A 26328-nucleotide genomic window follows, 5' to 3' on the forward strand; every position below is an offset into this window, starting at 1 on the left:
GTTTTGTATTAGTCTATACTAACTCATGGATAAATTTTACTCAGTGACTTCAATCATTTCTGCATCCGCCTTACGTAAGGATAACTCATACCCTCGTACCGTAACTTCAATCGGATCTCCAAAAGGAGCGACTTTTCGAACAAAGATATTAATTCCCTTCGTAATCCCCATATCCATGATCCGTCTTTTCACTGGGCCTTCCCCATTCATTTTTACTACTTTAACTGTTTTTCCACATGGAATTTCTTTTAATGTCATCGCTTTCGTCTCCTTTTTATCCCACCAAGATTTTATTGGCCATATCTTTCCCGATAGCAACTCTAGAATCTTTTACGTTAACAATCATGTTCCCACCCATCTCGGTAACAACTGTTACTGTACCTCCAGTAACAAATCCAAGATTTTCTAAAAATCGCCTTGTCTCTTCTTTTCCACCAATCTTACGTATCACATTGGGTTCGCCTGTTCTCACCATAGTCAATGGCATCATTCGTCATCTTCTTTCATTTTATTAATGATAATCATTCCCATTTCTCACAAGTTAGTATATTCTAACTCAAGCCAATTGTCAAGTTTTTTTGTTGATTTTTTTAGATAATAAAAGAAATCATCTCTGTTATATCTTTCGAAATAGACTAAAAATTCACGAGGGAATGCACCTGTTGTGGCGTATCCCCTCGTGAACATTCCTATGCCTTTTTGATATTCATCAGTTTCTTATTTACTTCTTTTACTTTCGTCTCGTCAAACGCACTGCTTCTCCGGTTAATCAGCTTAAACAAATCATAATGGACCCTCTTTTCAAATGTGGGGTCCTCCCAGAGCCTGGGCAGATCGTCTTTTAAGATCTTCCAAGTATCGGGATTCGCCTTTAAATCTCCAACTGTATCCCATAGAGAATAGTACAGATCCGGAGATACCTCTTCACTTTCGTCAAGAAACCAGTTTTTCACATTAAAGCCAGGATTTGGATCAATATAGGTAAATTCCTTCACCGGTTCCTGAACCTTTTTCAGAATCATTTGATCATGAAGTCCTCCAGAAACTGCTTCGAACTGGTTTTCTCCATCTAAAAGCCTGATTCCTTCGAATATAAAGATACGATCTCCTGTTAATTCCCCAACAGGGCTTCCATTTACATACAGACAAACCCTTGGTTGATTGGAATATATTTTTATATCAACAGTTTCCTGACAACGCCTGTCATATCGCCTTCCTGCCACATGGACAAAAGGTTCACTGCTCCAGCATGCCTTATAATAATAAAAAGCGTCCTTTTTTATAGTCCGGTCATAGCTTACCAGCCCTTTGGCATTCTTTCCTTTTGTGCCTCCTTCATCCCGGATTGCACTGCCAAAATCAAACATATTCCAGATTACGCTTCCCCACAGCCATGGATTACTTTCAAAAATCCCATATGCTTTCTCATGGAAAAGACATTGATACTCTTCTGAATAATCTTTTCGTTTCGGTACATTACTGTGAAAACTGAGATTACAATCCACTCCATATTCGGAAATACCAAGACAGACATCAGGATTTTCTTTCTTAAATTTATCAAAAAAATCCTGGTAATCCTGTATTTCTCCATAGTACCATCCATAGTATAAATTGTATCCCACTATATCAGTAATTCGGTTCATCTTACTTTCCGGTTCCACATTTTTTAAATTTGCACAGGCGGTCAGCCTGGTTCCATCTAATTCCCTGGCAAGCACGTTCAGTTTCCCCACAGATTCATACATATATGAATTTTCGCCAAACATGGCAATTTCATTTTGTATCCCCCAGAAAAAAACCGATGGATGATGACAGTTTTGAAGTATTAGCTCCGTTAATTGCTGACATGCATTTTCAAACAGCTGTTTGTTATCTGTCAGACTCAGCATTGGAATCTCACTCCAGACTACAAAACCATCTCTGTCACACATATCGTAAATATAAGGTGCATGAGGATAGTGGGTAAGCCGGATCATATCTGCTCCCATTTCGCGGATCAGTGTAAAATCTTCCTCTCGATCTTTTCTCTCAACTGCGTTTCCAAAGCCTTCCCTGTCCTGGTGAATTCCAACTCCATGAAGACGGGTGTGCTCCCCATTTAAATACATTCCTCCATCCGCAGTCAGTTTAAAATAACGGAACCCGCAGGTCAGCTCTATGTTATCATAATCCTGTCCGTCTGCAGACAATACCGCCTGCAGGCGATACAGAGCTGGATTTTTCATACCATTCCACAGCACGGGATTTGATATGGTAAACCGATTCCATTTATCTGTCACCGGTACCGTTTTTTTCAATACCAGATTTTCATTTGGATCAAAAAGAGAGTAGGTTATTGTTCCGTCTTCTTTTTCCTTTACAAATGCTTCCAGAGTAAGAACCCCTTCTGTCTCTCCATTCATTTCTGTCAAAAGCTTAATTCCGGGTGAACCATAATGAAGCAGGTCAAAATGGAACTTTGGTACTGCAATCACATTTACCTCTCTGTATAAGCCGCCAAACATAGTGAAGTCTCCCATGAGAGGAGATACATCTTCCGTCTGACGGTTATCCACCAATACGGTAAGAAGATTTTTTTCATCCCAACGGAAATGGTTGGTAATATCGAATCGAAAAGTAGAATAACCGCCTCTATGGGTTCCTATCAATTCCTGATTCAAATATACGGTACAAACGATATTGGCTCCCAGAAATTCAAGATAAAGCTGATTTCTTTTAAGCCGCCTGTCCAGCACAAGATCCTTTGTATAAGCATATACTCCCCTTTGATAGTCATGATTTGTGTCGTCATTCCAGGTATGCGGCAGACAAACTGGCTCTCCCTGCATGGAGAACGACTCTGGAATCGTTTTATACTTTTCAAAAAACCAGTCCTGATTGATTGGCAGAATAATTCGTGGCATAAGCCCACCTCCTGATTCGTTAAATTCTGTAAAACGATTAAGCCTCTTCTTGCTGCTCCCTCAAAAGTGCTTTTTTCTCTGCACGTTTAAACCATGGGTACCAGAGAATCGGGGAAACAATAAGCTGTAAAAATAACTGTAATAGAATAATAGAGAATTTGCCTCCCACCATGGCGTGAAATCCCAGAGGCAGCCCGAAAATAGGCTGAACTCCTGAACAGCGTGCCACGATACCAATTTTTGTAAGAAAATAAGCAATACAAATGTTAATGGAGTTATTTGTAACAAATGGAATTAAAAAATCAAAATTAAATACAAGCGGTGTTCCAAATATTACAGGTTCAGTGATTCCGAATAATGCCGGAATGAATGCAACTTTACCCAACTGTCTGTACTGCTTGCTTTTGGACCGAAGCATCCAAAAGACCAGTCCTAATGCAGAACCTCCCCAGCAGACAATACTAAAAAATCCGTTTCCAACAATGTTTGGAAGAGGCAGTCCTGCTGCAAGTGCTGTCATATTTTCTGTATCAAGTGCCAGACGAAACGGTGTCACGATAGGACTCACAATATTCGTTCCATGAATACCAAAGAACCAGAGAATCTGCATCAGAAAGCTGGTTAATATGGTTGCAGGCAGTGTACTTCCAATTCCCTGTATCGGTTTCTGTATAATAGAATAAATACACTGGTGCAGAGAACTAAATGGTGTTGCAGCAAAAACCCGGTTTATCAAAACAAACAAAACCCCTACCGCAAAGCATGGAAGTAAAGAGTCAAATGTCTTGGTTACCATAGGGGGAACGCTGTCAGGCATTTTAATGGTCCAATTTTTCTGGCGGAAAAACACAAATATTCTTCCTACCAAAAGCCCCACTATCATAGCTGTAAAAACGCCTTGAGCCCCTAACCAGGTGGTAGGAATCGCTCCTATCCCATCTGCAGTTTTGCCTAAAGGTGTTATAATCAGAAAACACATCAAAGACAGCGCACCAGCCATAGAACCATCTTCATCCGGCAGCATTCTGTTTACTAAGTTTCTGGCAATTAATACCGTAACATAAAGAGCCAGAGCACCGATTGTAACAGAATTTACGATTGCTAAAATAGGTGTCATTCCGGTTTTTAGCAGAAATTCCTTTACTGCTGGAACGGGAAAGGCCAACAAGAGTACAGCTACCGAGCCAACCATAATCGGACCAAGTGTTGCCATCATAGTTGTGGAAATCGTCTGTAAATATTTGTTTTCTCCAATTTTATTAATTACCGGATTGATACGGCGAAAAAAGGCTGTAATTTTATTTTTTAAATTTTCCATAACTCTTCTCCTCTGTATTATTCCTATTTATCCAATAACTGAAGTGCAGTTTCCAAAACTTTTTCCCCGTTCATCATGCCGTAATCCATCATATCAATCACACTGATTTTAATTCCTTTTTCCCCATACTCACGTACGATCTCATCATAAAGATAGTTGATCTGAGGTCCCAGCAAAAGTACATCAGTAGGATTTTTATAAGATGCAAATGCTGATGATGCCATTGCTTTAATTTCAACCTCAATTTTTTTCTTTTTCGCTGATTCCTTCATTTTATTTACCATCATACTTGTTGAAAGTCCGCCTGCACAAATTAATGTAATGTAAATCATATAGTAACCTCCTAATTGTTTTTAGAATAAAAAATACGATACATTTCTACCATTTTTACTGCTATATCATAAGCCAACATCGCTGTCATCAAATGATCCTGACCATGAACCATTAAAAGATCAGGTTTTTCTCCATCTTCACCTATATTTTCCTGGATTAACTCAGTCTGAAACTGATGAGCTTTTAACAATGCTACATTGCTTTCTTTTAAAAGCTGATCTGCAAGATTCATCTGATTATCCTTTGCAGCATCGATTGCCTTTAATGCCTTTCCTCTGCCGTCACCTCCGTTAACAACCAGATTCATAATAACATCTTCTTGATTAAACTGTCCCATTAATAATGATACCTCCTAAAACAAGTTTCGTTGTTTTCCTTTTCATGTGAATTATAATTCTGAAGCGGACTGATTACCAGCCATAAATATACCACATTGAATATGGAAATCTATTCAGTGTGGTATTCTCTTTGACTTAATAAATCAATCAAGACTTTATATTCAGGATTTTTTATCAAGTATTTTACTGCTTCTGCTTTCAGGATTAATTTTGTGGTATCTTCATAAAATTTATTTAAATTAGAATCTTCTTTCGTACCAACCGATATGAGAAAAATTACCTGTACTTCATATTTGGTCCATAAAACAGGTTTTTTTAAGATTGCAATATATACTAGTGTTTCTTCCGTCATTGTCCTATAGGGGTGAGGCATGGCAATAAAATTTCCAAAATCAGTCTGAGCCAGCCCCTCGCGTTTTAAGACTGCATCATAAAAACCCTCCGGAAGCTTCCTCTGCTTTTCGATCTTGTTACATAATTCTTTTAGGATTTCCTCCTTATTGTTCCCATTTATATCAACAAAAAACGCTTCTTCTTTATAATATTTAAAAAGGTATTTTTTCTCCCCTGTCTTAAATAACTCCCGGACAGCTACCTTGTCCGTGTCTCCTAAAAATAGCCCAACTTCTAAAACCGTCTTAGGCACATAGACAACAATGGAAACCGTGGTCAATACAAACGATACTTTCGAGAAATCAAATAATTTTAATTCTGTTAAATCACAAACATAAATTTCATTGAGATATTCTCCAAATTCTTTTTTATATTTATAAGCAAGCAGTCTGGAACTTCCTTTCCCGGAACTGCAGACAATTAATATATTGGTTTTCTGGATCTTTACATTCTGCTCAATTGCAAGTGCAAAAATCAAAGCCAGATAACCGATTTCACTTTCTGATATCTTTTTTCTGTAATGCTCGGTAAGAACTGTGGATGCATGGGCTGCGATCGTATAAGCCATGATGTATTTACTTTTAATTTCATCAAGCAGCGGATTTTTAGACTGGATATCATATTTAATTCTGATATCCAATGGCACCATATGCTGGTTAAGCATCATACGAATTTCGAAATTAACTCTGAAATCCATTTTAAACTGACTATGAACCGACTCCAGCATCTGCATCGTAAGATTATCAATTTCTTCTTTAATTACAAAATTGGTCTCATCACAGGAAACCTTTCCAATCATTCTCTTTCCCTTTAAATAGATTTCAATATAAACGATTTCTGCTTCCAAGCATTCCAGATTTTCAAGCTTTGCTAAAACCTCCATCAGCTCACTGGCAAATTCCCACTCCTTAACTGCAAAATTATTGATATCATTCCTCTTTAATGAAACATATTTGCCTCTTTTTATTCGGAACAGAGCTACATATATCTGCTCAAGAAAGGTTTCCAATGCTGTTTCAGAAATATAGATGTCGTATTTCTGAAGCAAAGGAATGACGATATCTGCAATACATTTCATTTTATCGTCTTTATATTTATCATTTATGATATCCAGTTTATTTCTTTTAACAAAATAGTCGCCTATACATCTCCTGCAATCAAATTCTTCTCCAACTATCCGAATACCATAATTAGGCTTTCGCTCTATTTTCAGTTTATATTGTTCCAGAATGCTTTCTACCTCTTTTATTGTATTCTGCATGGTTGGCCTGGACACAAATAAAAAACTGCTTAAATCATCCAATTTTATATATCCATTATAGTTCAACAAATAAGCCAGAAGATAGTTTATTCTGTCTGCCACTGTTTCTGGAATACTGATGTACGGTCTGTTTTTAAAAAAATCGTCGATTCTATGGTTTTCTTTTAACGATAACAGATACCCATATCGTGGTTTCGATTCGATTGAGAAACCATAATGGGCTGCGGTCTCATTGATTTCCTTAATTCGCATACGAATCGTTTTTGTACTTACTTTAAAACGATCCGCCAGTGTTTCTGCCGTTATGTAAGTACCAGAAGAAAATTCCTGCAATATATTATATTTATCTACCACTGAAATGCCCTCCTTTCTAAATCAGTATATAATTTCAAATCAATAAACTCCAAATATATTTTTACCACATTGATTTTAGTAGAATCCTACACTGCCCTCATCGTTAGTTAAGAGAATCAATATAAACAATACAATATTATAAAAAACTGCGGCAGATAAATGTCACTGTCGCAGCTACCAATTTATTTCTACCAGATTTTCACTCTCTTATCAGGGGCTATATACATGGTGTCACCTTCTTTAATCTCCGGATACGTCTGATAGAATGCATCTGTGGCGCTAAGCACTCCATTGACCCTTACCTTAGCCGGGGAATGGGGGTCTGTATTGAGACGGTCAATCATTGCTTCCGGCGTATACTTAGAAGCCCAGATTGTTGCATACTGTTGAAACAAAAGTTTTAAATCGCTGCCCTCTCCACTTGCAATTGTCGTAATACAAGCCATTGATCCCAGATCTGCAATGTTTTCATTTAACGTCTGGGCACCATTCACTTTTCTGCCCTGAAATCCCTCCAACTCGCTGTAATATTCCTCCACCTGTTTGGCCAGTTGGTCGAATTTTGCCCGATCTACTTTCGTCCACCATACATGATAATTTCCGTTTTCATCATAAAGAGAACCGGAGGAATCAAATGCATGACTTACCTCATGGGCCATTACCATCCCGATTCCACCTAAATTGGATGCTAAGTCTGCACCTGCATCATAAAAGGGAGCTTGCAAAATTGCTGCTGGAAAAACAATCTCATTGGCGGTTGGATTGTAATAAGCATTCACGGTCTGGGGCGTCATGCCCCACTCACTTTTATCTACCGGTCCATTGTATTTCTTTCTATTAACCGCAATCTGAGCCTTCTGAAGTGAAAGAACATTATCAATTAAGTTCCCTCCTTCTTCGACTGCTGTCACCTTTGCGTCCTTGTAATCATCTGGCCACTTGTCTGGATACCCCACCTTTAGATTCATGTGATCCAGCTTTCTGATTGCGGAAGCCTTTGTTTCATCACTCATCCAGCCTAGATTTTCAATCTGCTTCTTATAGGAGTTTAGAATCAGATGGATCATAGACTCAATGTCCTTTTTATCCGACTTGGAAAAACATTTCTCCACATAAAGTCTACCGAATTCAAATCCCAGTATCTTCTGCGTCAACTCGCTTGCTAGCTTCTCCTCTGTCTTTTTTTCTTTTATTCCTTTTTTTAATTGATTCCACTCCAGATAGCTGTCTCTGATTTCAGGAGTCAGACTGGGGGCAAAATCATTTACTAGGCAAAATAAGGTATACTGTTTTAAAAGAGGAAGTGATTCTGAATTGAAATACCCACTGATCTTTTTCATCTGATCTTTTTGAACCACAATATAGGTGTCCTGCTTCTCCATCCCAGCTGCCTTTAAAAAGACTTCCATCGTGCCATCTGGAAACAGCTTCTTTATCTGATCTTTGGAATATGGATTATAAATAACACCTGGATCTCCCTGTTTGCTGAGAGGAAGAGCACTCCCAGCCAAATCCTTTTGCAATTTTAAAATGTCAGATGATACCTGATCCGCCTCTTCTTTCTTCAATCCTAAAACTCCCATGATCTTGGATATATACGCCCGGTAATGGCTCATCAGTTCTTCCTGATCGATATCCTCCAAAGTCTCTTTTCCAGGTCCAAGATCTGCACCGTCAAAATACAGCGCATACCGGCTGGAATTGCCTATATCCTCCGACCACTGGGGCAGTAAGATACTGCCTACCCCCAGATCCTTATAGATTTTCCCTGCCTGTTTCAAATATTCCTCTACTGTATTAGCGTTACTGATCCCGTCCATATAAACGGCAAGCCCCCCAAAACCGGCGGCCTGCCTTCCCTCCCGATCCATTCCTGTCAGATAGAGATCGGCAATTTTTTGCTCCAGTGATCCTTCTGCTTCATTTTTTCTGTTTCTAACAGACTCATGAAGTACTTCATTTAATCTATCATATGCCTCTCTGTCCAGCTTGTAAAACTGACTCCATCCACTTGCATCACCTGGAATCTTCACTTTGCTTAACATTATCCCATTGATATTATCATAATAATCATCTTGCAGACGAACCTGCAGTGCTTCCCCTGCCGAGGCCTTTCCCTGACCACTTGCGGGTTTCGCCTCGGTCTTCTTTTCTTTCGGCGAAGGATCTGTTTTTTTCGCACAGCCAGTAAACATCAAAGCCAAAGCTATCATCGCTGCCAATATTTTAAATAATCTTTTTTTCATGGAATTACCCTCTCTTTGCTATATCCAAGAATTTTCAGCTACGAAAAAAGGAAGCGGATTTCTCCACTTCCTTATCTGCTTTTCTATATTATGCTTAAACTTCGTCAGAATATACCGGGCCATCTTCTTCCTGATATTCATCCTGTACCTGAAGTGCTTTGATACTTAAGCTGATCTTTTTATCTTCTTCGTTGAAATCAACAACCATTGCTTCGATTTCCTGACCAATGCTTAAAACGTCTGCAGGTTTATCTACGTGCTCTTTGGAAATCTGGGATACATGTAACAATGCATCCACGCCTGGCTCTAATTCAACAAATGCACCGAAATCAGTCATTCTTGCTACTCTTCCAGTGATAACGTTTCCAATTGCATACTTCTCAGCTGCATCTTTCCATGGATTGGTCTCTGGGAATTTTAAGCTAAGAGCAATTTTGTCGCCGTTAATGTCTTTGATTAATACTTCCAGCTTTTCGCCTGTCTTAAACGCCTTCTTCGGGCTCTCTACTCTTCCCCAGCTCATTTCTGAAATATGAAGTAAGCCATCCGCTCCGCCAAGGTCAATGAAGGCACCAAAATCAGTTACGTTCTTAATTACACCTTCTACTACATCGCCTGCATGGATTTTTGCAAATAATTCTTTCTGCAGTTCGGCTCTCTTCGCAACCATAATCTGCTTTCTATCTCCAATGATTCTTCTTCTTCTGGGATTGAATTCAGTGATTATAAATTCGATTTCTTTATCCGAATATTTAGATAAATCTTTCTCATAAACATCAGATACCAGACTTGCAGGAATAAATACTCTTGCTCCCTCTACAACTACGCTTAAACCACCGCCAAGTACCTGTGTAACTTTTGCAGTAAGTACTTCATGGCTTTCAAATGCTTCTTCTATTTTCTTGTTGCCTCTGTCAGCTGCAAGTCTCTTATAAGACAGTGCTACCTGACCCTCACCATCGTTAACTCTGGTAACTTTGGCTTCCATATCTTCCCCTACCTGTACAACAGTTGTAAGGTCTAAGTTCTGGTCATCCGTGTATTCGTTACGTGGGATAATGCCGTCAGACTTGTAGCCTATATTCAAGACGATCTCATCTTCTTTTACGTCGATGACTTTACCAGTGACGATCTCTCCTGTACGTATAGTTTTTAATGATTCCTCTAACATTTGTTCAAAACTTAATTCTGACATTAGTATGAACCTCCTCGATAATATGATTCGGGGTTGAAGCCCCGGCTGTAATACCTACGCTGCGCACAGAATTTACAAAATCAGGATCTAAATCACCTAGTGTCTGGATATAGTAAGTACTCTTACATTCCCTTTGGCATATCTCGTACAGCTTCTGGGTATTGGAGCTGTTTTTTCCACCAATGACAATCATTGCATCCACTTCCGAAGCTATGCGTTTTGCTTCCACCTGTCTTTCCTGTGTTGCATTGCAAATCGTATTTAAAACAAGTATATCATACCTCGTTTCAGAAAATTTTTCAACTAAATCTTGAAATTTATTGTAATTAAATGTCGTCTGTGATACAATACACAGCCTTTCTCCTTGTATAATAGGTAATGTTTCCACCTGTTCTAGTGTTTCCACCACTATAGTATTCTCATCTCCCCAGCCTTTAATACCCTGTACTTCTGGGTGTGTTTCATTTCCGATAATGATCAGGCGTCTTCCTTCCTGATTCTGCTTTTCAGCGATCTTATGGATTTTACGCACATAGGGACAAGTGGCATCAATAATCTCGTCCCTGTTTTGTTTTAGGGCCTCGTAAATGTGCCTTCCTGCTCCATGGGAGCGGATCACGACGATGGAGTCCTTGATCCCAATCAATTCTTCTTCTGAATTTATGACAGTAACTCCTTTATCCTCTAGATCCCGTACGACTTCTTCGTTGTGTATAATTGGTCCAAATGTATAAATGGGTTTATCCGTTCGCTTTAATTGCTCATAAACCTGATCCACTGCACGTTTTACACCAAAACAAAATCCTGCCGTCTTTGCAACGATGACAGACATTTTATACCTCCTGAGTTCTTTTTTTTTCAAACAAATCAACGATCTGGCTTACGACATCCTTCGCTTTCATCTCCGAGGAATCAAGACGCAACGCATCTTTCGCCTGTTTTAGGGGAGAATTTGCCCGGTTCATATCCTGGTAATCCCTCTTTATGATCTCTTGTTCAATCTCGTCCAAACTGCATTTTATTCCTTTGGAAGTAAGCTGTTTGTATCTTCTTCCTGCTCTTACTTTTGTACTTGCTGTAAGATAAATTTTTAAATCAGCATCTGGAAGTACGCAGGTTCCAATATCTCTTCCGTCCATAATAACGTTTTCTTTTTCCGCCAATTTCTTTTGAAGTCTCACCAGAATTTGTCTCACTTTTAAATATCCGGAAGTAGCAGAAGCCATGGTACCAACTTCTTCTGACCGAATGAAACTTGATACATTTTCTCCGTTTAAGATTACCTGCTGTAACCCTTTTTCGTAGGCGATTGTTACATCTGCATCTTCCGCCGCACAAGAAACCGCTGCTTCATCATCAGCAGATATTTCTTTTCGCAAAAAGTAAAGTGCCATGGCACGGTACATCGCACCTGTGTCCACATAAACAAATTTCAACTTCTCTGCCACCAATCTGGCTATGGTGCTTTTTCCTGCTCCTGCCGGACCGTCAATGGCAATATTATACACCTTTTTCATCTTTTGAATGCTCCTCTTCTCCTGCCGCGTTTCCTGCTGCCCAGCCTGTAGACCATGCAATCTGTAAGTTAAATCCTCCAGTCACCGCGTCAAGATCCAGTATTTCCCCTGCAAAATACAGACCTGAAAGAATTTTTGATTCCATCGTGGAGGGATTTACCTCTTTAACCGAAACGCCTCCCTGCGTGATGATCGCTTCATTCATTCCTCTTAATCCAGTCACAGTCAGAGGAAAACGCTTGGTAAGATCTATGATTCTATGTCGTTCTTCTTTTGTGATTTCATTGACCTTTTTCTCTGGAGAAATCTTACTTAATTCTATTATGACCGGCACCATCTTCGCCGGATAAAGGCCGTTGATTGAATTCTTAAACTGCTTATTCATTGTCTCTTCAAAATCACGAAGAATTCTTGCATCCAATTGTTCTTCGGACAAAGCAGGCTTTAAATCGATGGTTAAGGATAATGGCCCTTTCTTTAACTCTTTCGCCGCATAACTACTAGCACTTAACAAGACCGGTCCGCTGACTCCGTAATGGGTAAACAGCATTTCCCCGAATTCCTCATATATGATTTTTTTCCCTCTTCCAAGAGTTACCGATACATTACGCAGGGAAAGCCCCTGAAGCTCACGAATCACAGGCTCTTCCACCACAAATGGAACCAGCGCTGGAGATAACGGGGTGACCGTATGTCCTGCCGTCTTTGCAAGCTTGTATCCCTCTCCTGTGGACCCGGTGGAGGGATAGGAGGAACCGCCAGAAGCAAGAATGACGGAATCCCCCATCACATGCTCCTTCTTTTCTCCTTCTTTTATCACCAGACCTGTAAGCTTTCCATCGGAAATAAGCAGATCAACCACTTCTTTTTTATAATGAATGGTCACTCCAAGCTCCAGTAATTTCTGATGAAGTGCTTTGATCACATCAGAGGATTTATCGGAAGCAGGAAACACCCGGTTGCCCCGCTCTGTTTTGAGGGGGCAGCCGAGTTCTTCTAAAAGATCCATCATATTAAAATTGGTGAAACCATAAAAGCTGCTGTAAAGAAATTTGGCATTGGTCACTACATTACCAAACAGCTCCTCTGTATCACAGGCATTGGTTACATTACATCGGCCTTTCCCTGTAATATAGACCTTTTTCCCAAGTTTTTCATTCTTCTCAAAAATATGGACGGTACTGCCCTTTTTGGCTGCTGCCATACCAGACAACATCCCTGCCGCACCACCGCCCACGATTAAAACCGTATTCATGCCGTTTCCTCCTGCCATTGTTCACTCTTTCTTACTTTACACGAAAAAGTGTAAAAAAACAAGCGGTCACAGATTATTATTCACTTCCTGTATCTTTGATTCCAATGCTTCTACAACTGTTTTTAATACCTTAATTCTCGCATAATACTTAGAATTTCCTTCCACCACAACCCAGGGTGCATAGGTGGTTGATGTACGGACTAACATCTCATTCACTGCAGTCTCGTATTGATCCCATTTTTCTCTATTTCTCCAGTCTTCTTCTGTTATCTTCCACTGTTTCATAGGATCAGCCTGTCGCTTTTTAAACCTTTTTTCCTGTTCCGCTTTATCAATATGAAGCCAGAATTTAATCACAACCGCACCTGCATTTGCTAAATGATTTTCCATTTCGTTGATCTCTTGATATGCCTGTTTCCATTCCTCTTCCTTGCAAAATCCTTCCACCCGTTCCACAAGCACTCTGCCATACCAGGTTCGGTCAAAGATTGCAATATGACCAGCCTTTGGTACATCATTCCAGAACCGCCAAAGATAATGATGGACCCGTTCCGTGTCGTTGGGTGCAGCTGTTGGGAATACTTGGTATCCTCTAGGGTCAAGATGACTGGTGAGGCGCCTAATTGCCCCACCTTTCCCTGCCGCATCCCAGCCTTCAAAACCAAGGACCACCGGAATCCGTAACCGGTAAATCTGGCTGTGCAAGATCTCTAGTTTTTTCTGCAACTGGTCAATTTCTTTTTTGTAATCCCCTTTGGATACCGATTTGGTCAAATCAATCCCTGACAAAACCTCACTCTTAAATGGTTCTGGACGAACTGGTTTTTCAATTGGTTCTCTCTCTCCTTTGGGTTGCCTTTGTTTTAATGCAACTTCCAGACAATCTGCAACGTGAGTCATGATCTTAGCCGCAGCATACCTCATATCCGTTGCTTCAATTATGGTCCATGGAGCATAATCCGTATCGGTTTGTTCTAGCATCTCTTCACATATGGTTAAAAACCGGTCATACCTTTTATTTCTCTTCCAGTCTTCTTTTGACACTCTCCAACTGGTTTTTTTGGAATGATCCAGATTTTTAAATCTTTTTTTCTGCTCTTTTTGCGAGATATCAAGAAAGAATTTAATCATGATCATACCTTCATCTGTGAGCTGGCGTTCGAAGGACTTAATATCATAAAATGCTTTCTTTAAATTTTCCTTCGGTAATTCCTGATCAAACCGATCCATCGTTACCTGCCGGTACCAGCTTCTGTCAAAGAGAGCAATCCTCCCCTGAGCTGGTGTTTTGGTCCAGAACCTCCAAAGGAACGGACGCATCCGCTCTTCTTCCGTTGATTTTTCATTGGCATATACATCAAAGCCTCTTGGGTCCATCGCCTGAATCAGATGATTGATCTGTCTGCCTTTCCCAGATGCACCCATTCCTTCAAACACAATCATTACTGGAATCCCAGCTTTTTTGCATCCACGTTGCAGAAATCCTAATTTTTCGCTTTGTTTTTTTATAATTTCCTTGTAGGTTTTTTTATCCATCTTTTTCGATAGATCAATTTTTTCCAGCATGTAATTCCTCCTTTTAATTCCTCCTATTACGCTTTTAGTTTTTCAAACACTTTGGTTACCTCCGGCATAACTTGACTGATCTTTATCATCTGGGGACACTCTTTTTCACATCGATGACAGGACTTACAGCCATCTGCCTGAATCTTCAAGGCTTCGTAACCAGCTTTGGCTTCTGTTTCTTTGTGGGCTCCTGTCATATTATAAAGAGAAAAAATTTCCGGAATCTCTAATCCGAACGGGCAGGGTACACAATAACGACAACCGGTACACCCCACAAGTGACATGGAATCGAAAAGCTCTTTTGCTTTTCGGTACATTTCATGTTCCTCATCTGTCAACATATTTGTGTGGCATCGGTCTGCATACATGAGATTGTCAGAAAGCTGTTTTTCATCGCTCATTCCACTTAATAAAAGACTGGGTTCTGGCTGATCCCAGATAAAATCCAGAGCATACTCCACACAGGATTTATCTCCCTGAAATACTTTTTTTACATGGTCGGCAGGATTTGCTAATTTTCCGCCAAGCAAGGGTTCCATAATTACAATTCCCATGCCTTTGGAAGCTGCATATTTAAGCCCTTTTTTACCCGCCTGATGTTCTAAATCAATATAGTTGTATTGAATCTGGCAGAAATCCCATTCATAATAATCTATAATATCCTGAAACACATCAAATGAATCATGGAAGGAAAATCCAATGTATTTGATTTTTCCATCTTCTCTTGCTTTTTCCATTTTATGAACCAAATCAAATTTCTTAATTTTTTCTTCAAATCGATCTCTGCTCAATGCGTGAAGCAAGTAGAAATCGATATGATCTGTCTTTAATTTTTTCAACTGTCCATCTAATATTTTCTCAAAATCTGCTTCTTCATTCAGTTCCCAAACGGGACATTTGGTAGCGAGATAGGTCTTATCCCGATACCCATTTTGTAATGCTTCTCCTACAATCCGCTCACTTTCTCCCTGATGATAGGGATATGCGGTATCAATGTAATTAACCCCCTGATCAATGGCATGACGGACCATTTCCACGGCTCTTTTTTCATCTACTTCATTCTCTTTGAGCATAGGAAATCTCATAGCCCCAAATCCAAGTGCTGAAACGCTTAATCCTGTTTTACCAAATTTACGATACTGCATAATTATCCTCCGCATGTTATGTATGATAGTTGAACCTGTTGCTTCTTTTTTCATTGTATCACATATGCAATTCTACCCATAGTTTTTTTGCAAAAATCCTTCCAGGTTTTGCTATTATTTTTCTACTTTTATAAGAAAAAAACAGGCTCTGCCTCTTGCAAAACCTGCTTTCTCCCCACTTTATTCATTCCTTACACTTCTGTAGCGATGAATATATCATAAATCGCCTTAATGGCTGTTTCAAAATCCCCATTCTTTACCCCAATAATAATATTAAGTTCACTTGACCCCTGATCAATCATCTTGACATTGACTCTGGAATGGGCCAAAGCAGAGAAGATTCTTCCCGCTGTCCCTCTGGTGGCTTTCATCCCTCTTCCTACTACAGCAATCAGTGCCAGATCCGATTCCATCTCCACAAAATCAGGTTCCACCGCCCGGTGAATTCCTGCGATCACAGACTGTTCAAATGCTTCGAACTCCGATTGATGGACGAATACTGTCATGGTGTCAATTCCAGATGGCATATGCTCAAAAGAAATCCCGCAATTTTCAAAGACTTCCAGCACCTTTCTACCAAACCCCACCTCCGCATTCATCATGGCTTTTTCAATATTGATGGAACAAAAGCCTTTCTTTCCTGCGATCCCGGTAATGGTATAGCGCGGTTTTTTACAGGTACTCTCAACAATGAGTGTACCCTTATCCTCTGGCTGATTGGTGTTTCTTATATTGATAGGTATGCCTTCTTTTCTTACTGGAAAGATGGCATCTTCATGTAGAACACTCGCCCCCATATAAGCAAGCTCCCGCAATTCCCGATATGTAATGGTTTCAATCACTTCTGGATTCTTAATAATCCTGGGGTCCGCCACTAAAACACCAGACACGTCCGTCCAGTTCTCATACATATCTGCGTGTATGGCTCTGGCAACTACCGAACCAGTCACATCAGATCCTCCTCTTGAGAATGTTTGAATGGAACCATTCTCGCTGGAGCCATAAAATCCGGGTATTACCGCTTTTTCTGTTTGTTTTAATCGTTCCCTGAGCATCTGATCGGAACGGTCTGCTAAAAAATTCCCTGCTTCATCAAATCGAATTACATCTGCTGCATCAATAAATGCAAATCCCAGATATTCTGCCATAAGGATTCCGTTTAAGTATTCTCCTCTGGAAGCTGCATAATCCCGTCCAATTTTATGTAAGAAATTCTCTTCTATGATATCAAATTCCTTCTTAAGACTTAAAGTTAACGATAATCCTTTGATGATCTCTTCATAACGATCTTTTATTTTTTCTAGAATCGTTTTGTAGCCTTTCCCCTCTGATGCAGCTTCATAACACTGATATAACAGATCGGTAACTTTCTCATCATTTTCATACCGTTTCCCTGGTGCTGACGGTACCACATAGCATCTGGTTTCATCCGAACGGATGATATCCCCTACTTTCTGAAACTGTTTTGCACTGGCTAAAGAACTTCCTCCAAATTTCACAACTTTTTTCATCGCGTCTTTCTCCTCTGATCCCAGTTTACGATTCCATATTTAACGGAAATAATATCTTATATTGCACCATGCTGTCAAGTATTTTTCCGTATTTATGTATAAATTCCCAGACAAATGCATAATTTTACCTATTCTTTAGCAGTTCCAGGATTCTTCCACCGGATCGACTAACTCCTTTCATATCAGTACAATCAATCCATTGATAAGGGATTCTGTGATAAAAATTTTGTCTCTTAATAAACGGTTGAAAAGCCAGTATGGTTACTCTTCTTGTTTTCCTTCCATTTTCCCACCTCCTAAAAGATTGGTTCTTTTAAAACCGAAGAGAATCAATTTCACTTTCTCCTTTGACCGCGATTGCATTTTCCTCCAGAAAACGAGCCGTAATTCCACTTCCGGAAACTTTTCTTCCCGTAAAAGAACCGTCGTATATAATCCCATGACCACAGGAAGGACTCCGTTCTTTTAATACAGCTCTCTTACACCCATACAGCCTCGCTATTTTTAATGTCTCTTCTGCACCTTGTCTGAAATTAACAGTCACATCCTTTCCGCTCTGAGTGATCACAGTGTCCCCAGCTTTTATTTCGGCTGGTTCTCTTGGCGTCATTAACCCCCCTAGCTGTTCTGGACAGACAGGTATCAAATTGTAATCTCTCATCAGTGCAAGCACACCTTCGTTTCTTCCATTCTTCCCGTCATAACGGCAATCTACGCCGAGAAGACAAGCACTCACCAGTATATTCTCTTTTTTTCCGTTCATACAACTGCCTCCTTTCATCGATCTAACTGTACCAAAAAAAGAAGAGGGGTTCAATCCTTTTCCCGGATGAACCCCAAAACTTTCTATTTTTTACTGTTTATAATCTCATCGATGATCCCATAAGCCTTTGCTTCCTCTGCAGACATGAAATTATCTCGTTCCGTATCCCGCTTAATTTCCTCTTCTGTATGCCCTGTATTTTCTCCTAAGAGCCGATTTAGCCTGGCTTTATCTTTCTGTAACTTTTCCGAATAGATTGATATATCAGATGCCGCTCCTTTGATCCCACCAGAAATCAATGGCTGATGAATCATAATTTCTGCATTTGGAAGCGCAAACCGCTTCCCTTTCTCTCCACCAGCTAAAAGAAACGCCCCAAAACTGGCGGCCATTCCCAGACAGATCGTAGAAACATCGCATCGTATGTGTCTCATGGTATCATAAATGGCAAAACCAGCGGTAACAGAACCTCCAGGACAATTTACGTATAAAGAAATATCCTTTGATGGGTCATTGGATTCCAAAAACAAAAGCTGAGCAATGATTAGCTTTGCGGACTCGTCATTTACTTCTTCGCCCAGAAATATGATTCGGTCGTTTAATAATTTAGATAACAGATCATAACTTCTTTCTCCTCGCCCAGTTTGTTCTATAACATAGGGAACTAAACTCATGCTGCACACCTCCAAACACCAGTCTCCATTTTCACTACATTTTGCTTTGAAATTTCTATGTGAATTCCTGCATTTCTGTATGCCATGGGCGTACAGCCATATTCCTGCTTAAAAGCAAGGGAAAATGCCTGTTGGGACTGATATGCCGCTTCCAAAGAGATGGCTGCAATGGACTCCTTTCCTTCTAAAAGTTTTACTGCGGCCTGCTGAAGTCTTTGTTTTTTAATATATTGGTGGATGGTACTGCCTGTTGTCTGGGAAAAGACCCGATTTAAATGAAATCTGGAATATCCGGCATGTCTGGCAATCTCCTCCACGTTTAGTCTTTCAGGGAAAGACAGGTTGGTTTCTACATAATCAATGATTTCGCTGACGATTTTTTTCTTTTCTTCCATCTACTAACCCTCCATAATCTGACGTCATTATAGCAGATTCCTCCCTTTCTGTCTTAATAAAAAGTGCTGTCTTTTAGATTCTTATCTTTCCTACTATGTTTATAGAAAAAGGCAATGACTTTTTTATGAATATATTGTATACTTAACGTGAGACACTAGGTTATAATAGAAAGGAAGGCTGCATCATGTACTGTGTAAAAAAAATTAATGAAGATTTGTTCTGGGTAGGCGGAAGTGATCGCCGTCTCGCCCTGTTCGAAAATGCTTACCCCATACCAAAGGGGATTTCTTATAATTCATATGTACTGCTAGATGATAAAACTGTATTATTTGATACGGTTGACCGTGCCATCACCGACCAGTTTATAGAAAACGTAGAAGCTGTTTTAGATGGTCGTAAATTAGACTATATTGTAGTCAATCATATGGAGCCGGATCACTGCGCTACCTTAGGAGATATGTTAAGCAGATATCCCGATGTTCGAATTGTCTGCAATGCAAAGACCGTCCCCATCATCAATCAGTTTTACGAATTCAACATTGAAGATCGAACCACGGTTATAAAAGAAGGGGATACCTTAAACACTGGAAAGCATACGTTTACTTTTTACATGGCTCCTATGGTACACTGGCCTGAAGTTATGGTCACCTACGATCAGACAGATAAAGTTCTATTTTCTGCCGATGCTTTTGGTACCTTTGGTGCGATGAATGGGAATCTGTTTGCCGATGAAGTAAAGTTTGAACGGGAATGGCTTGACGAATCCAGACGATACTACTCAAACATCGTAGGCAAGTACGGTGCCAATACGCAGGCGTTGTTAAAGAAGATAACCGCTCTGGACATTGAGACACTCTGCCCCCTTCATGGACCAGTTTGGCGTTCTGATATCTGCTGGTATGTGGACAAGTATCGTACCTGGAGCAGTTATAAACCAGAAGAGAAAGCAGTGATGATTGCTTATGGATCGATCTATGGCAACACAGAAAACGCTGCCAATATTTTAGCATCCCTTTTGGCCGATCGTGGAGTGAAAAACATTGTGATGTATGATACATCCGTGACTCATCCATCCATTCTTATTTCAGAAGCGTTCCGTTGCAGTCATCTGGTATTTGCCTCTGCCACCTATAACGCAGGTATCTTTGGTAGTATGGAGCACTTGCTTATGGATATGAAATCTCATAACATTCAAAACCGTACCGTTGCCTTGATTGAGAATGGTACCTGGGGTGTTATGGCAGGTAAGAAGATGACCGAAATTGTATCCGGCATGAAGAATATGACGATTCTTGATCAGATCGTAACCGTAAAATCTTCTGTAAAAGAGGATCAGTTGGCTGAAATCGGCGCTTTGGCGAATGCGATTGTAGCAACTTTTTAATTCTATTTCATTCCGATAAAAAGCTCCGTCAGGTACAGACCGTTAGGTCTGATTCTGACGGAGCTTTTTACTGTTTCTTCCCTGACATAAATTTCAGTGCCAGCAGAAATGCCAGTCCAAAGAATCCAGCTGCAAATACAAAAGGAGCACGGGCATTCCATTCAAAAATAATTCCAGCTATCATCGCTCCAGCAATGCTCCCAAGAGACTTGGAACCATTATAAAATCCCATAATCAGATTCTGTTTTTCTTTCTCTGACTTTTGAGCAATGGAATCCTGAATCAAAGGTATGCTCACAGAATTAGCAGAATACAAAAGAACACCCCCGAATAAAAATCCAGCGGTATGATTTAAGAAAACCAGTGCTCCGCACAGCAAACCGGAGATTCCGTTTAACACAATCGTAGCTTTCTGGGATTGTTTCCTACGGATAATGGCAAAACACAAGGTCACATTAGAGAGAAATGCAATCAGTCCAACGACTGCCTTGACCAGACCATTATAGGACGAACCTAACTGTAGTTCTGCTTTTAAAAAATAGTTAAAAGACTGGTCGAACGCAGTCTGCCCAATAAACATAAAGATACAAATCCCAAAGAAACCGGCAAATGACACGGTCATAAAAGAACGGCTGGCTAAAAAAGCTCGAAAGGGATTGGATTGAATTACAAGCTGTTTTAATGTCACTTGATTTCGTTTTCTTGGGTGTTCTTCTTTGCATACCAGCAGGAATAAAAAACCGGAGGTGATTAGAACCACCGCCTGTAGTATAAAAACAAAAAGTATAGATACTTCACCAAGAACCCCTCCGATTAAGTATCCAAAGGCACCAAAAACACTCTGGATGGTCGCATTGACCATCAGATACTGGCTTCTTACAGATTCGTCAGATTCTCCTATTATATAAGTGAGAAACGATACAAAAATCCCTCCAGCAAACACACCGGCACAAAGACGAGCCATTAGTATCGCCGGCTCTGTTACGGCAACCGCAAACCCCAGTTGAGAGATCCCATAGCCAATACAGCAAATAAACATGATATAACGCGCTTCTACCGTATCATTTAACTTTCCCCAAAAGGGGGAAAATAAAAAATTAGTTGCCATCATAGCAGCAAATGCTGCACCAAACATATAGTCATGAAGTCCCAGATTTTTTATCAAAGCCGGAGTTACCGGGTGAGCAAAATTAGCACCCAGACAAAAAATTGCCATAGCGGTAAAAAACAACCAAAATCTGATTTTACGAGTCATTTAAGTTCCCTTCTTTCGTCACAAACCCTAATCCGTAATATCATACCATGGTCTTATCCACATGGCAACCTCCTGTAGTTACAGTGTTTCTCCTATTACATAGTCAAAAGGCTCTTTTGCATCCACAAAAAGAATTTCCTCTTCTGGCAGCAATTTTTGCAACCAGCCAACTAGATGTTTCATTCCAGACTCCTCGCTACGCTCATGCCCAATGATAATCATAGAGCGGTTAAACCCAAGCAACATGGCATCCCGAATGTAGGCGCTTAATGTCCATTCCGTAATATCCCCACAGATTACCGTATCTAAATTCTCTTTGTGTACCAGTTCCATGGTATTTCTCTCATCACCAAGCCCCAGGCTGCCACCGCCTACCAAAACACCAATCCGCTTACATACCGCATTGGAATTTCCTATGACTCTTACTCCCTTTACCTCTAAGGAATCTCTCACCTGACAAACCAATTCATTTAAATTGGTTTCCGGAATCTCATAGCATACGGGAGCAGTAAGAAGGGGGTTTTTTCCGGTATTTCCTGCCTGCTGCCTAGTGTGATATGATTTCCATCCCATATCTTCATCAAAGCCCTGATAAATCATATCTTCTGGTACGGAATGCATATAATCATGAAACCTCCAGATCACAAGACCATTCTCTTCAATCAGACGCTTTTTCAACTGATAGACCGGATCTTTTAACAACCAGTCTTTTCGATCTCTTCCGTTGAACCAGGTTGGTTCATGCGTGATGATAAAATTGGCACCAAGCTGTATCGCTTCCCGGATTACTTCTACCGTTGCCATAAAAGTGGAGACAATTTTAGTCGCTTCCTGTTCTGGATCTCCTATAATTACCTGATCCACGGTTCTCTCTTGATCTAGAATTACCCCTGTTTCTTTGATGATACAGTCAATAACTTGTTGTATTTTCATATTATATCTCCCTATAAAATCTCCATAACCGGCTTTTCTACTGTTCCGGATTCCAACACGTTTACTTCGTTATGGACATCTGTATTGGTTACGACCATCATGATGGTCGTATCATAGCCTTCTTCATTTATCTTAACATGATCCACAGTACCAATCAACTGTCCACTGGTAACTAAATCGCCTTCTTTTACTGTGATATCAAAATATTTTCCTCCCAGATTCACCGTGTTGATTCCTATATGAACCACCAATTCTACTCCTGAATCGGTTCTTATGCCAATAGCATGTTTGGTTGGGAACACCGTTACAACTGTACCATCAACTGGTGCATAAATATTCGAATCAGAAGGAAGGACTCCAATGCCCTTTCCAAGCATTCCCGATGAAAACGCTTCATCTTTTACTTGATTTAAGGGAATCACCTTTCCTTTTGCTGGGGAATAGATTTTTGTTATCTTTTCTTTGGTTTCTTCCGTTCCACTTTTCTGTCCCTTTTCTCTGGTTTCATACCCTAAAAAATATACCAGTAGAAAGGTTCCCAAAAACGCCACTGCCATGGATAAGGCAAAACTCCATGCCGGTGTATAAGATGGAATGGTTAAGATTCCACCAGCAAGCTGGGATGCTGAGATATGGAAGATTCCACATAGCCCTCCAGCCAATCCACTCATGATCATAGCATAAATGAGTGCCCGTTTGAACTTAAAAAAGATACCATAAATGACAGGCTCGGTAATACCGGTTAAAAACGCAGGTACGAATGCGGAGAATGAAATTTCTTTTATCTTTAAATCCTTACTTCTCAAAAATACACCAAGAGCAGCACCAGCACCAGCATATGCTGTTGCCTGAACCGTAGGAAGCAAAAAATCTTGTCCTGTGGTGGAAAGATTATTGATGATAACTGGTATCAATGCCCAATGCATTCCAAACATAACCGTTGGAATTCCGATAAATCCAAAGAACATATTGGTCAGGACTGCATTTTTTCCTAAAGCCAAGGTTAACATATCGGAAATAAAGGTTCCTGTATAGATTCCAATCGGTCCAAATACAATCATGGTTATGGGTACCACGATCATGAGGGACAGCATGGGAACTAGTAAAACTTTAAATACTTTTGGAATAATTTTATTAAGCAGCTTATCCACCAGTACATAGAGGCAAACGGCTAATATGACTGGGAAAACAGTGGACGAATAATTCATCAACAATACTGGAATATGGAAAAAATCAGTTTTTCCATCTGCGATTAAGCTGGTATAACTCGGTTCCAATAAGGCTCCTCCAATGACTGCAGAGATATATGGATTCACCTTCATTTTGCTTCCAAATGTAACACCAAGGATGATCGGAAGAAAGTAAAACACCGCATTGGAAGCCGATGAAAGTATCGCATAGGTCCCTGAAGATGCAGACAATACGCCAGCCGCCACTAAAATCTGCATCAACGCTTTTAACATACCAGAGCCCATTATTGCCGGTATAAGGGGAGTGAAACTGCCGGAGATGATATTAAATACCTTTTCAAGCATTGTTCGTTTCTCTGCTTCCTGCTCTGGTTTTATTTCATCCAAATCCCCTAAATATTTCATTACCTCCTGATAGACATCATTCACATGCGTTCCAATCACTACCTGATATTGTCCTCCACTTTGAATCACCTGCATGATATCTAACTGTTCCAATTCCTCTTTGTTTGCCTTTGATTCATCTTTTAAAACAAATCGAAGTCTCGTAACACAGTGTGTCAATCCTGACACATTCTCTTTCCCACCGACATATTCTATGATTCGTTTGGCTAATTCTGAATTGTTCATACACTCCATCCTTTCTTCTTATGCTAGATTCCATTTTTCAATCGTCGCATCTACCATACCTTCTCTTACTATTATTTCAGTATCTTTACTTCTATCTTCTGGAAAAATTCTCAAGGAAAAACAAATCTCTCCTTGATTTAGAAACACCTCAAGTGATGATTCGTCTGAAAAAATGCGAATCTGATTTAGCTCCTCATTTAGATAAGCATATCGTTCAAACCCATATTCTGTTGCAAATTGTTTTCCTGAATCTCTGCGATTGATGCGAAAACATCTGTCTTTTTTGTTATAGATAAGAATTGTCTTTTCTTTCTTACTCTTCCTAATCTGCAACTCAAAAGATTCTGCATTCAGGCTGTGAATCTCAATGAGCATTTCATAACATGTGCCAGATAATTGAAGATCTTTTACTGTCTGATTCTCGATCGTAATCCTGCGGACAACTGAGTCTTTTCTTAACAATTCCAGCTCTCGCACTGGGTTTTGCCTGATCCGTCCATCCGTTACAGTGAGTTCTCTTGGAACGGTCATGCAGTGAGCCCAATCATACGTATCCGTCGGATACTCTACCTCCGGAACCCCAAGCCAGCCAAATAAGATCCGCCGGTCTTTCGGTGCCTTAAATGTCTGCGGTGCATAAAAATCAAATCCGTAATCCAGCTTAATAAAGGTATCTCCCCCAAACGTTAACTCACTAAGGTCGATGGGGTCTGAAATTAAGTAACCCGATTCATAGATATTAGACTGAAAAGGATCTTCGGTCTCAATCCCCTGTGGACAAAGAAGGAGTACCCCATATTCTCCTAGCTGAAAATAATCCGGACATTCCCACATATACGCAGATGAATTCCATGGTAAATATAGTTCTCCCTGATAACTCCACTGTTCTAAATCCTTACTTTGATAAATAAGCGCCGTTCCTTCTTTGGAATCTTTCTGTGCCCCTACTATCATATAAAATAAATTCTTTTCTTGAAAGACTTTTGGATCACGAAAATGTTCTGTGATTCCAGCCGGTGGCTTTGCTATGATCGGAGCTTCATTCTTAACAATGGTTCCGTTCTTATCCATCTTTGCCAGACACTGGGTTGAATACCGCTTCCAACCTTCATCCCGATGATTTCCAGTAAAAAACAGATACAACTCTTCCCCATTTATAAAGCTGCTTCCTGAATAGACCCCATGACTGTCATAGATGTGATCCGGAGCCAGTCCAATTCCCAAATCTTCCCAGTTAACCAAATCTTTTGATCGGAGATGATACCAGTATTTGATCCCGTGTACTGGACCCAGAGGAAACCACTGATAAAAAAGATGATACCACCCCTCATAATAGGCCAATCCGTTTGGATCATTTAAAAGACCAGTGTTTGGCTGAATGTGATACCTTTGTCTCCATGGTCCAGACTTCACCTGTTCCACTAGGTTTAAGTACGATTCCTGCGAGATCTCATCCAGTTTCCGATAGCGTTTTTCCTTGGTCCACTCCATGATAACCCCCTTTCTGGAACCGGTTCCATTTTACTTTGAAATAATAGGGACCGATTGCCTTGAGTGAATTGGAACCGGTTCCCATATGAAATAATTTTACTTCTTTTCAGTTATTTTGTCAACACTAAAACGTTCAATCAAACGATAAGGTATGATTCATTTATGATAATGTCCTAGTGTATCACAAATGATTATGTCCCAATTAGTAGTTCATATATTATAATAGAACCTCATGACTTAGAAATGAGGTGGACACAATCAGAAAGGTATTACTAAC

General features: G+C 40.0%; 23 protein-coding genes. 1 reads left to right on the forward strand and 22 read right to left on the reverse strand.

Features of this window, described 5'->3' with window-relative positions; all coding sequences use genetic code 11:
• Window positions 1-36: 36 nt before the first annotated feature.
• The 18 genes from EFT72_RS14795 to EFT72_RS14880 all read right to left on the reverse strand — a co-directional run bounded on the left by EFT72_RS14795 (window position 37) and on the right by EFT72_RS14880 (window position 19167).
• Complete coding sequence (locus EFT72_RS14795) at window positions 37-258, reverse strand: ferrous iron transport protein A (protein WP_124067695.1); 222 nt, start codon at window positions 256-258, stop codon at window positions 37-39.
• A gap of 16 nt (window positions 259-274) precedes the next feature.
• On the reverse strand, window positions 275-490 hold the full coding sequence (locus tag EFT72_RS14800) for a FeoA family protein (protein ID WP_124067696.1): 216 nt from the start codon (window positions 488-490) through the stop codon (window positions 275-277).
• A gap of 199 nt (window positions 491-689) precedes the next feature.
• Window positions 690-2903, reverse strand: a complete 2214-nt coding sequence (locus EFT72_RS14805; protein WP_124067697.1) for a glycoside hydrolase family 2 TIM barrel-domain containing protein — start codon at window positions 2901-2903, stop codon at window positions 690-692.
• Window positions 2904-2940: 37 nt separating this feature from the next.
• The gene (locus EFT72_RS14810) at window positions 2941-4221 is read right to left on the reverse strand and encodes a PTS transporter subunit EIIC (RefSeq protein WP_124067698.1); all 1281 of its coding nucleotides are present in this window, start codon (window positions 4219-4221) and stop codon (window positions 2941-2943) included.
• Window positions 4222-4244: 23 nt separating this feature from the next.
• Window positions 4245-4553 carry a PTS sugar transporter subunit IIB gene (locus EFT72_RS14815; protein WP_124067699.1) on the reverse strand — a complete coding sequence of 103 codons (309 nt, stop codon included), beginning with the start codon at window positions 4551-4553 and terminating at the stop codon, window positions 4245-4247.
• A gap of 11 nt (window positions 4554-4564) precedes the next feature.
• On the reverse strand, window positions 4565-4891 hold the full coding sequence (locus tag EFT72_RS14820) for a PTS lactose/cellobiose transporter subunit IIA (RefSeq protein ID WP_124067700.1): 327 nt from the start codon (window positions 4889-4891) through the stop codon (window positions 4565-4567).
• Between the two features lie 110 nt (window positions 4892-5001).
• Complete coding sequence (locus EFT72_RS14825; protein WP_124067701.1) at window positions 5002-6900, reverse strand: PTS sugar transporter subunit IIA; 1899 nt, start codon at window positions 6898-6900, stop codon at window positions 5002-5004.
• A gap of 188 nt (window positions 6901-7088) precedes the next feature.
• Window positions 7089-9146 carry a M13 family metallopeptidase gene (locus tag EFT72_RS14830; RefSeq protein ID WP_124067702.1) on the reverse strand — a complete coding sequence of 686 codons (2058 nt, stop codon included), beginning with the start codon at window positions 9144-9146 and terminating at the stop codon, window positions 7089-7091.
• Between the two features lie 94 nt (window positions 9147-9240).
• Window positions 9241-10341: a 30S ribosomal protein S1 gene (gene rpsA, locus EFT72_RS14835; RefSeq protein ID WP_124067703.1), complete on the reverse strand. Its 1101-nt coding sequence runs from the start codon at window positions 10339-10341 to the stop codon at window positions 9241-9243.
• The gene (ispH, locus tag EFT72_RS14840; RefSeq protein ID WP_124067704.1) at window positions 10322-11173 is read right to left on the reverse strand and encodes a 4-hydroxy-3-methylbut-2-enyl diphosphate reductase; all 852 of its coding nucleotides are present in this window, start codon (window positions 11171-11173) and stop codon (window positions 10322-10324) included. The genes rpsA and ispH overlap by 20 nt, the downstream gene beginning before the upstream one ends.
• A gap of 1 nt (window position 11174) precedes the next feature.
• Window positions 11175-11858 carry a (d)CMP kinase gene (gene cmk / locus EFT72_RS14845; RefSeq protein ID WP_124067705.1) on the reverse strand — a complete coding sequence of 228 codons (684 nt, stop codon included), beginning with the start codon at window positions 11856-11858 and terminating at the stop codon, window positions 11175-11177.
• Window positions 11842-13113 carry an NAD(P)/FAD-dependent oxidoreductase gene (locus EFT72_RS14850; protein WP_124067706.1) on the reverse strand — a complete coding sequence of 424 codons (1272 nt, stop codon included), beginning with the start codon at window positions 13111-13113 and terminating at the stop codon, window positions 11842-11844. The genes cmk and EFT72_RS14850 overlap by 17 nt, the downstream gene beginning before the upstream one ends.
• A gap of 66 nt (window positions 13114-13179) precedes the next feature.
• Window positions 13180-14679 (reverse strand): polyphosphate:AMP phosphotransferase, encoded by a 1500-nt coding sequence (gene pap / locus EFT72_RS14855; RefSeq protein ID WP_124067707.1) that lies wholly within the window; start codon window positions 14677-14679, stop codon window positions 13180-13182.
• Between the two features lie 26 nt (window positions 14680-14705).
• On the reverse strand, window positions 14706-15824 hold the full coding sequence (locus tag EFT72_RS14860; RefSeq protein ID WP_124067708.1) for an aldo/keto reductase: 1119 nt from the start codon (window positions 15822-15824) through the stop codon (window positions 14706-14708).
• 191 nt (window positions 15825-16015) lie between these two features.
• A complete protein-coding gene (locus EFT72_RS14865; protein ID WP_124067709.1) occupies window positions 16016-17335 on the reverse strand; it encodes an aspartate kinase in 1320 nt (439 codons plus the stop codon).
• A gap of 313 nt (window positions 17336-17648) precedes the next feature.
• Entirely contained in the window at window positions 17649-18098 is a 450-nt protein-coding gene (locus EFT72_RS14870; protein WP_124067710.1) for a DUF523 domain-containing protein, read from the reverse strand.
• 83 nt (window positions 18099-18181) lie between these two features.
• Window positions 18182-18772 (reverse strand): ATP-dependent Clp protease proteolytic subunit, encoded by a 591-nt coding sequence (locus EFT72_RS14875; RefSeq protein ID WP_124067711.1) that lies wholly within the window; start codon window positions 18770-18772, stop codon window positions 18182-18184.
• Entirely contained in the window at window positions 18769-19167 is a 399-nt protein-coding gene (locus tag EFT72_RS14880) for an AraC family transcriptional regulator (protein WP_124067712.1), read from the reverse strand. The genes EFT72_RS14875 and EFT72_RS14880 overlap by 4 nt, the downstream gene beginning before the upstream one ends.
• 185 nt (window positions 19168-19352) lie before the next feature.
• Here EFT72_RS14880 and EFT72_RS14885 point away from each other — a divergent pair, with 185 nt between their 5' ends.
• Window positions 19353-20552, forward strand: coding sequence for an FprA family A-type flavoprotein (locus EFT72_RS14885; protein ID WP_124067713.1), 1200 nt, complete (start codon window positions 19353-19355; stop codon window positions 20550-20552).
• A gap of 67 nt (window positions 20553-20619) precedes the next feature.
• On the opposite strand, the gene EFT72_RS14890 is transcribed toward EFT72_RS14885, so the two are convergent.
• The 4 genes from EFT72_RS14890 to EFT72_RS14905 form a co-directional block, all read right to left on the reverse strand.
• Window positions 20620-21807, reverse strand: a complete 1188-nt coding sequence (locus EFT72_RS14890; RefSeq protein WP_124067714.1) for an MFS transporter — start codon at window positions 21805-21807, stop codon at window positions 20620-20622.
• Window positions 21808-21885: 78 nt separating this feature from the next.
• Complete coding sequence (locus tag EFT72_RS14895) at window positions 21886-22740, reverse strand: Nif3-like dinuclear metal center hexameric protein (RefSeq protein ID WP_124067715.1); 855 nt, start codon at window positions 22738-22740, stop codon at window positions 21886-21888.
• A gap of 11 nt (window positions 22741-22751) precedes the next feature.
• Window positions 22752-24560 carry a beta-glucoside-specific PTS transporter subunit IIABC gene (locus EFT72_RS14900; protein WP_164473172.1) on the reverse strand — a complete coding sequence of 603 codons (1809 nt, stop codon included), beginning with the start codon at window positions 24558-24560 and terminating at the stop codon, window positions 22752-22754.
• 18 nt (window positions 24561-24578) lie between these two features.
• The gene (locus EFT72_RS14905; protein WP_124067717.1) at window positions 24579-26051 is read right to left on the reverse strand and encodes a sucrose-6-phosphate hydrolase; all 1473 of its coding nucleotides are present in this window, start codon (window positions 26049-26051) and stop codon (window positions 24579-24581) included.
• Between the last annotated feature and the right edge of the window lie 277 nt (window positions 26052-26328).

Source organism: Clostridium sp. E02, from assembly GCF_003833015.1.
GTDB lineage: Bacteria > Bacillota > Clostridia > Lachnospirales > Lachnospiraceae > Lacrimispora.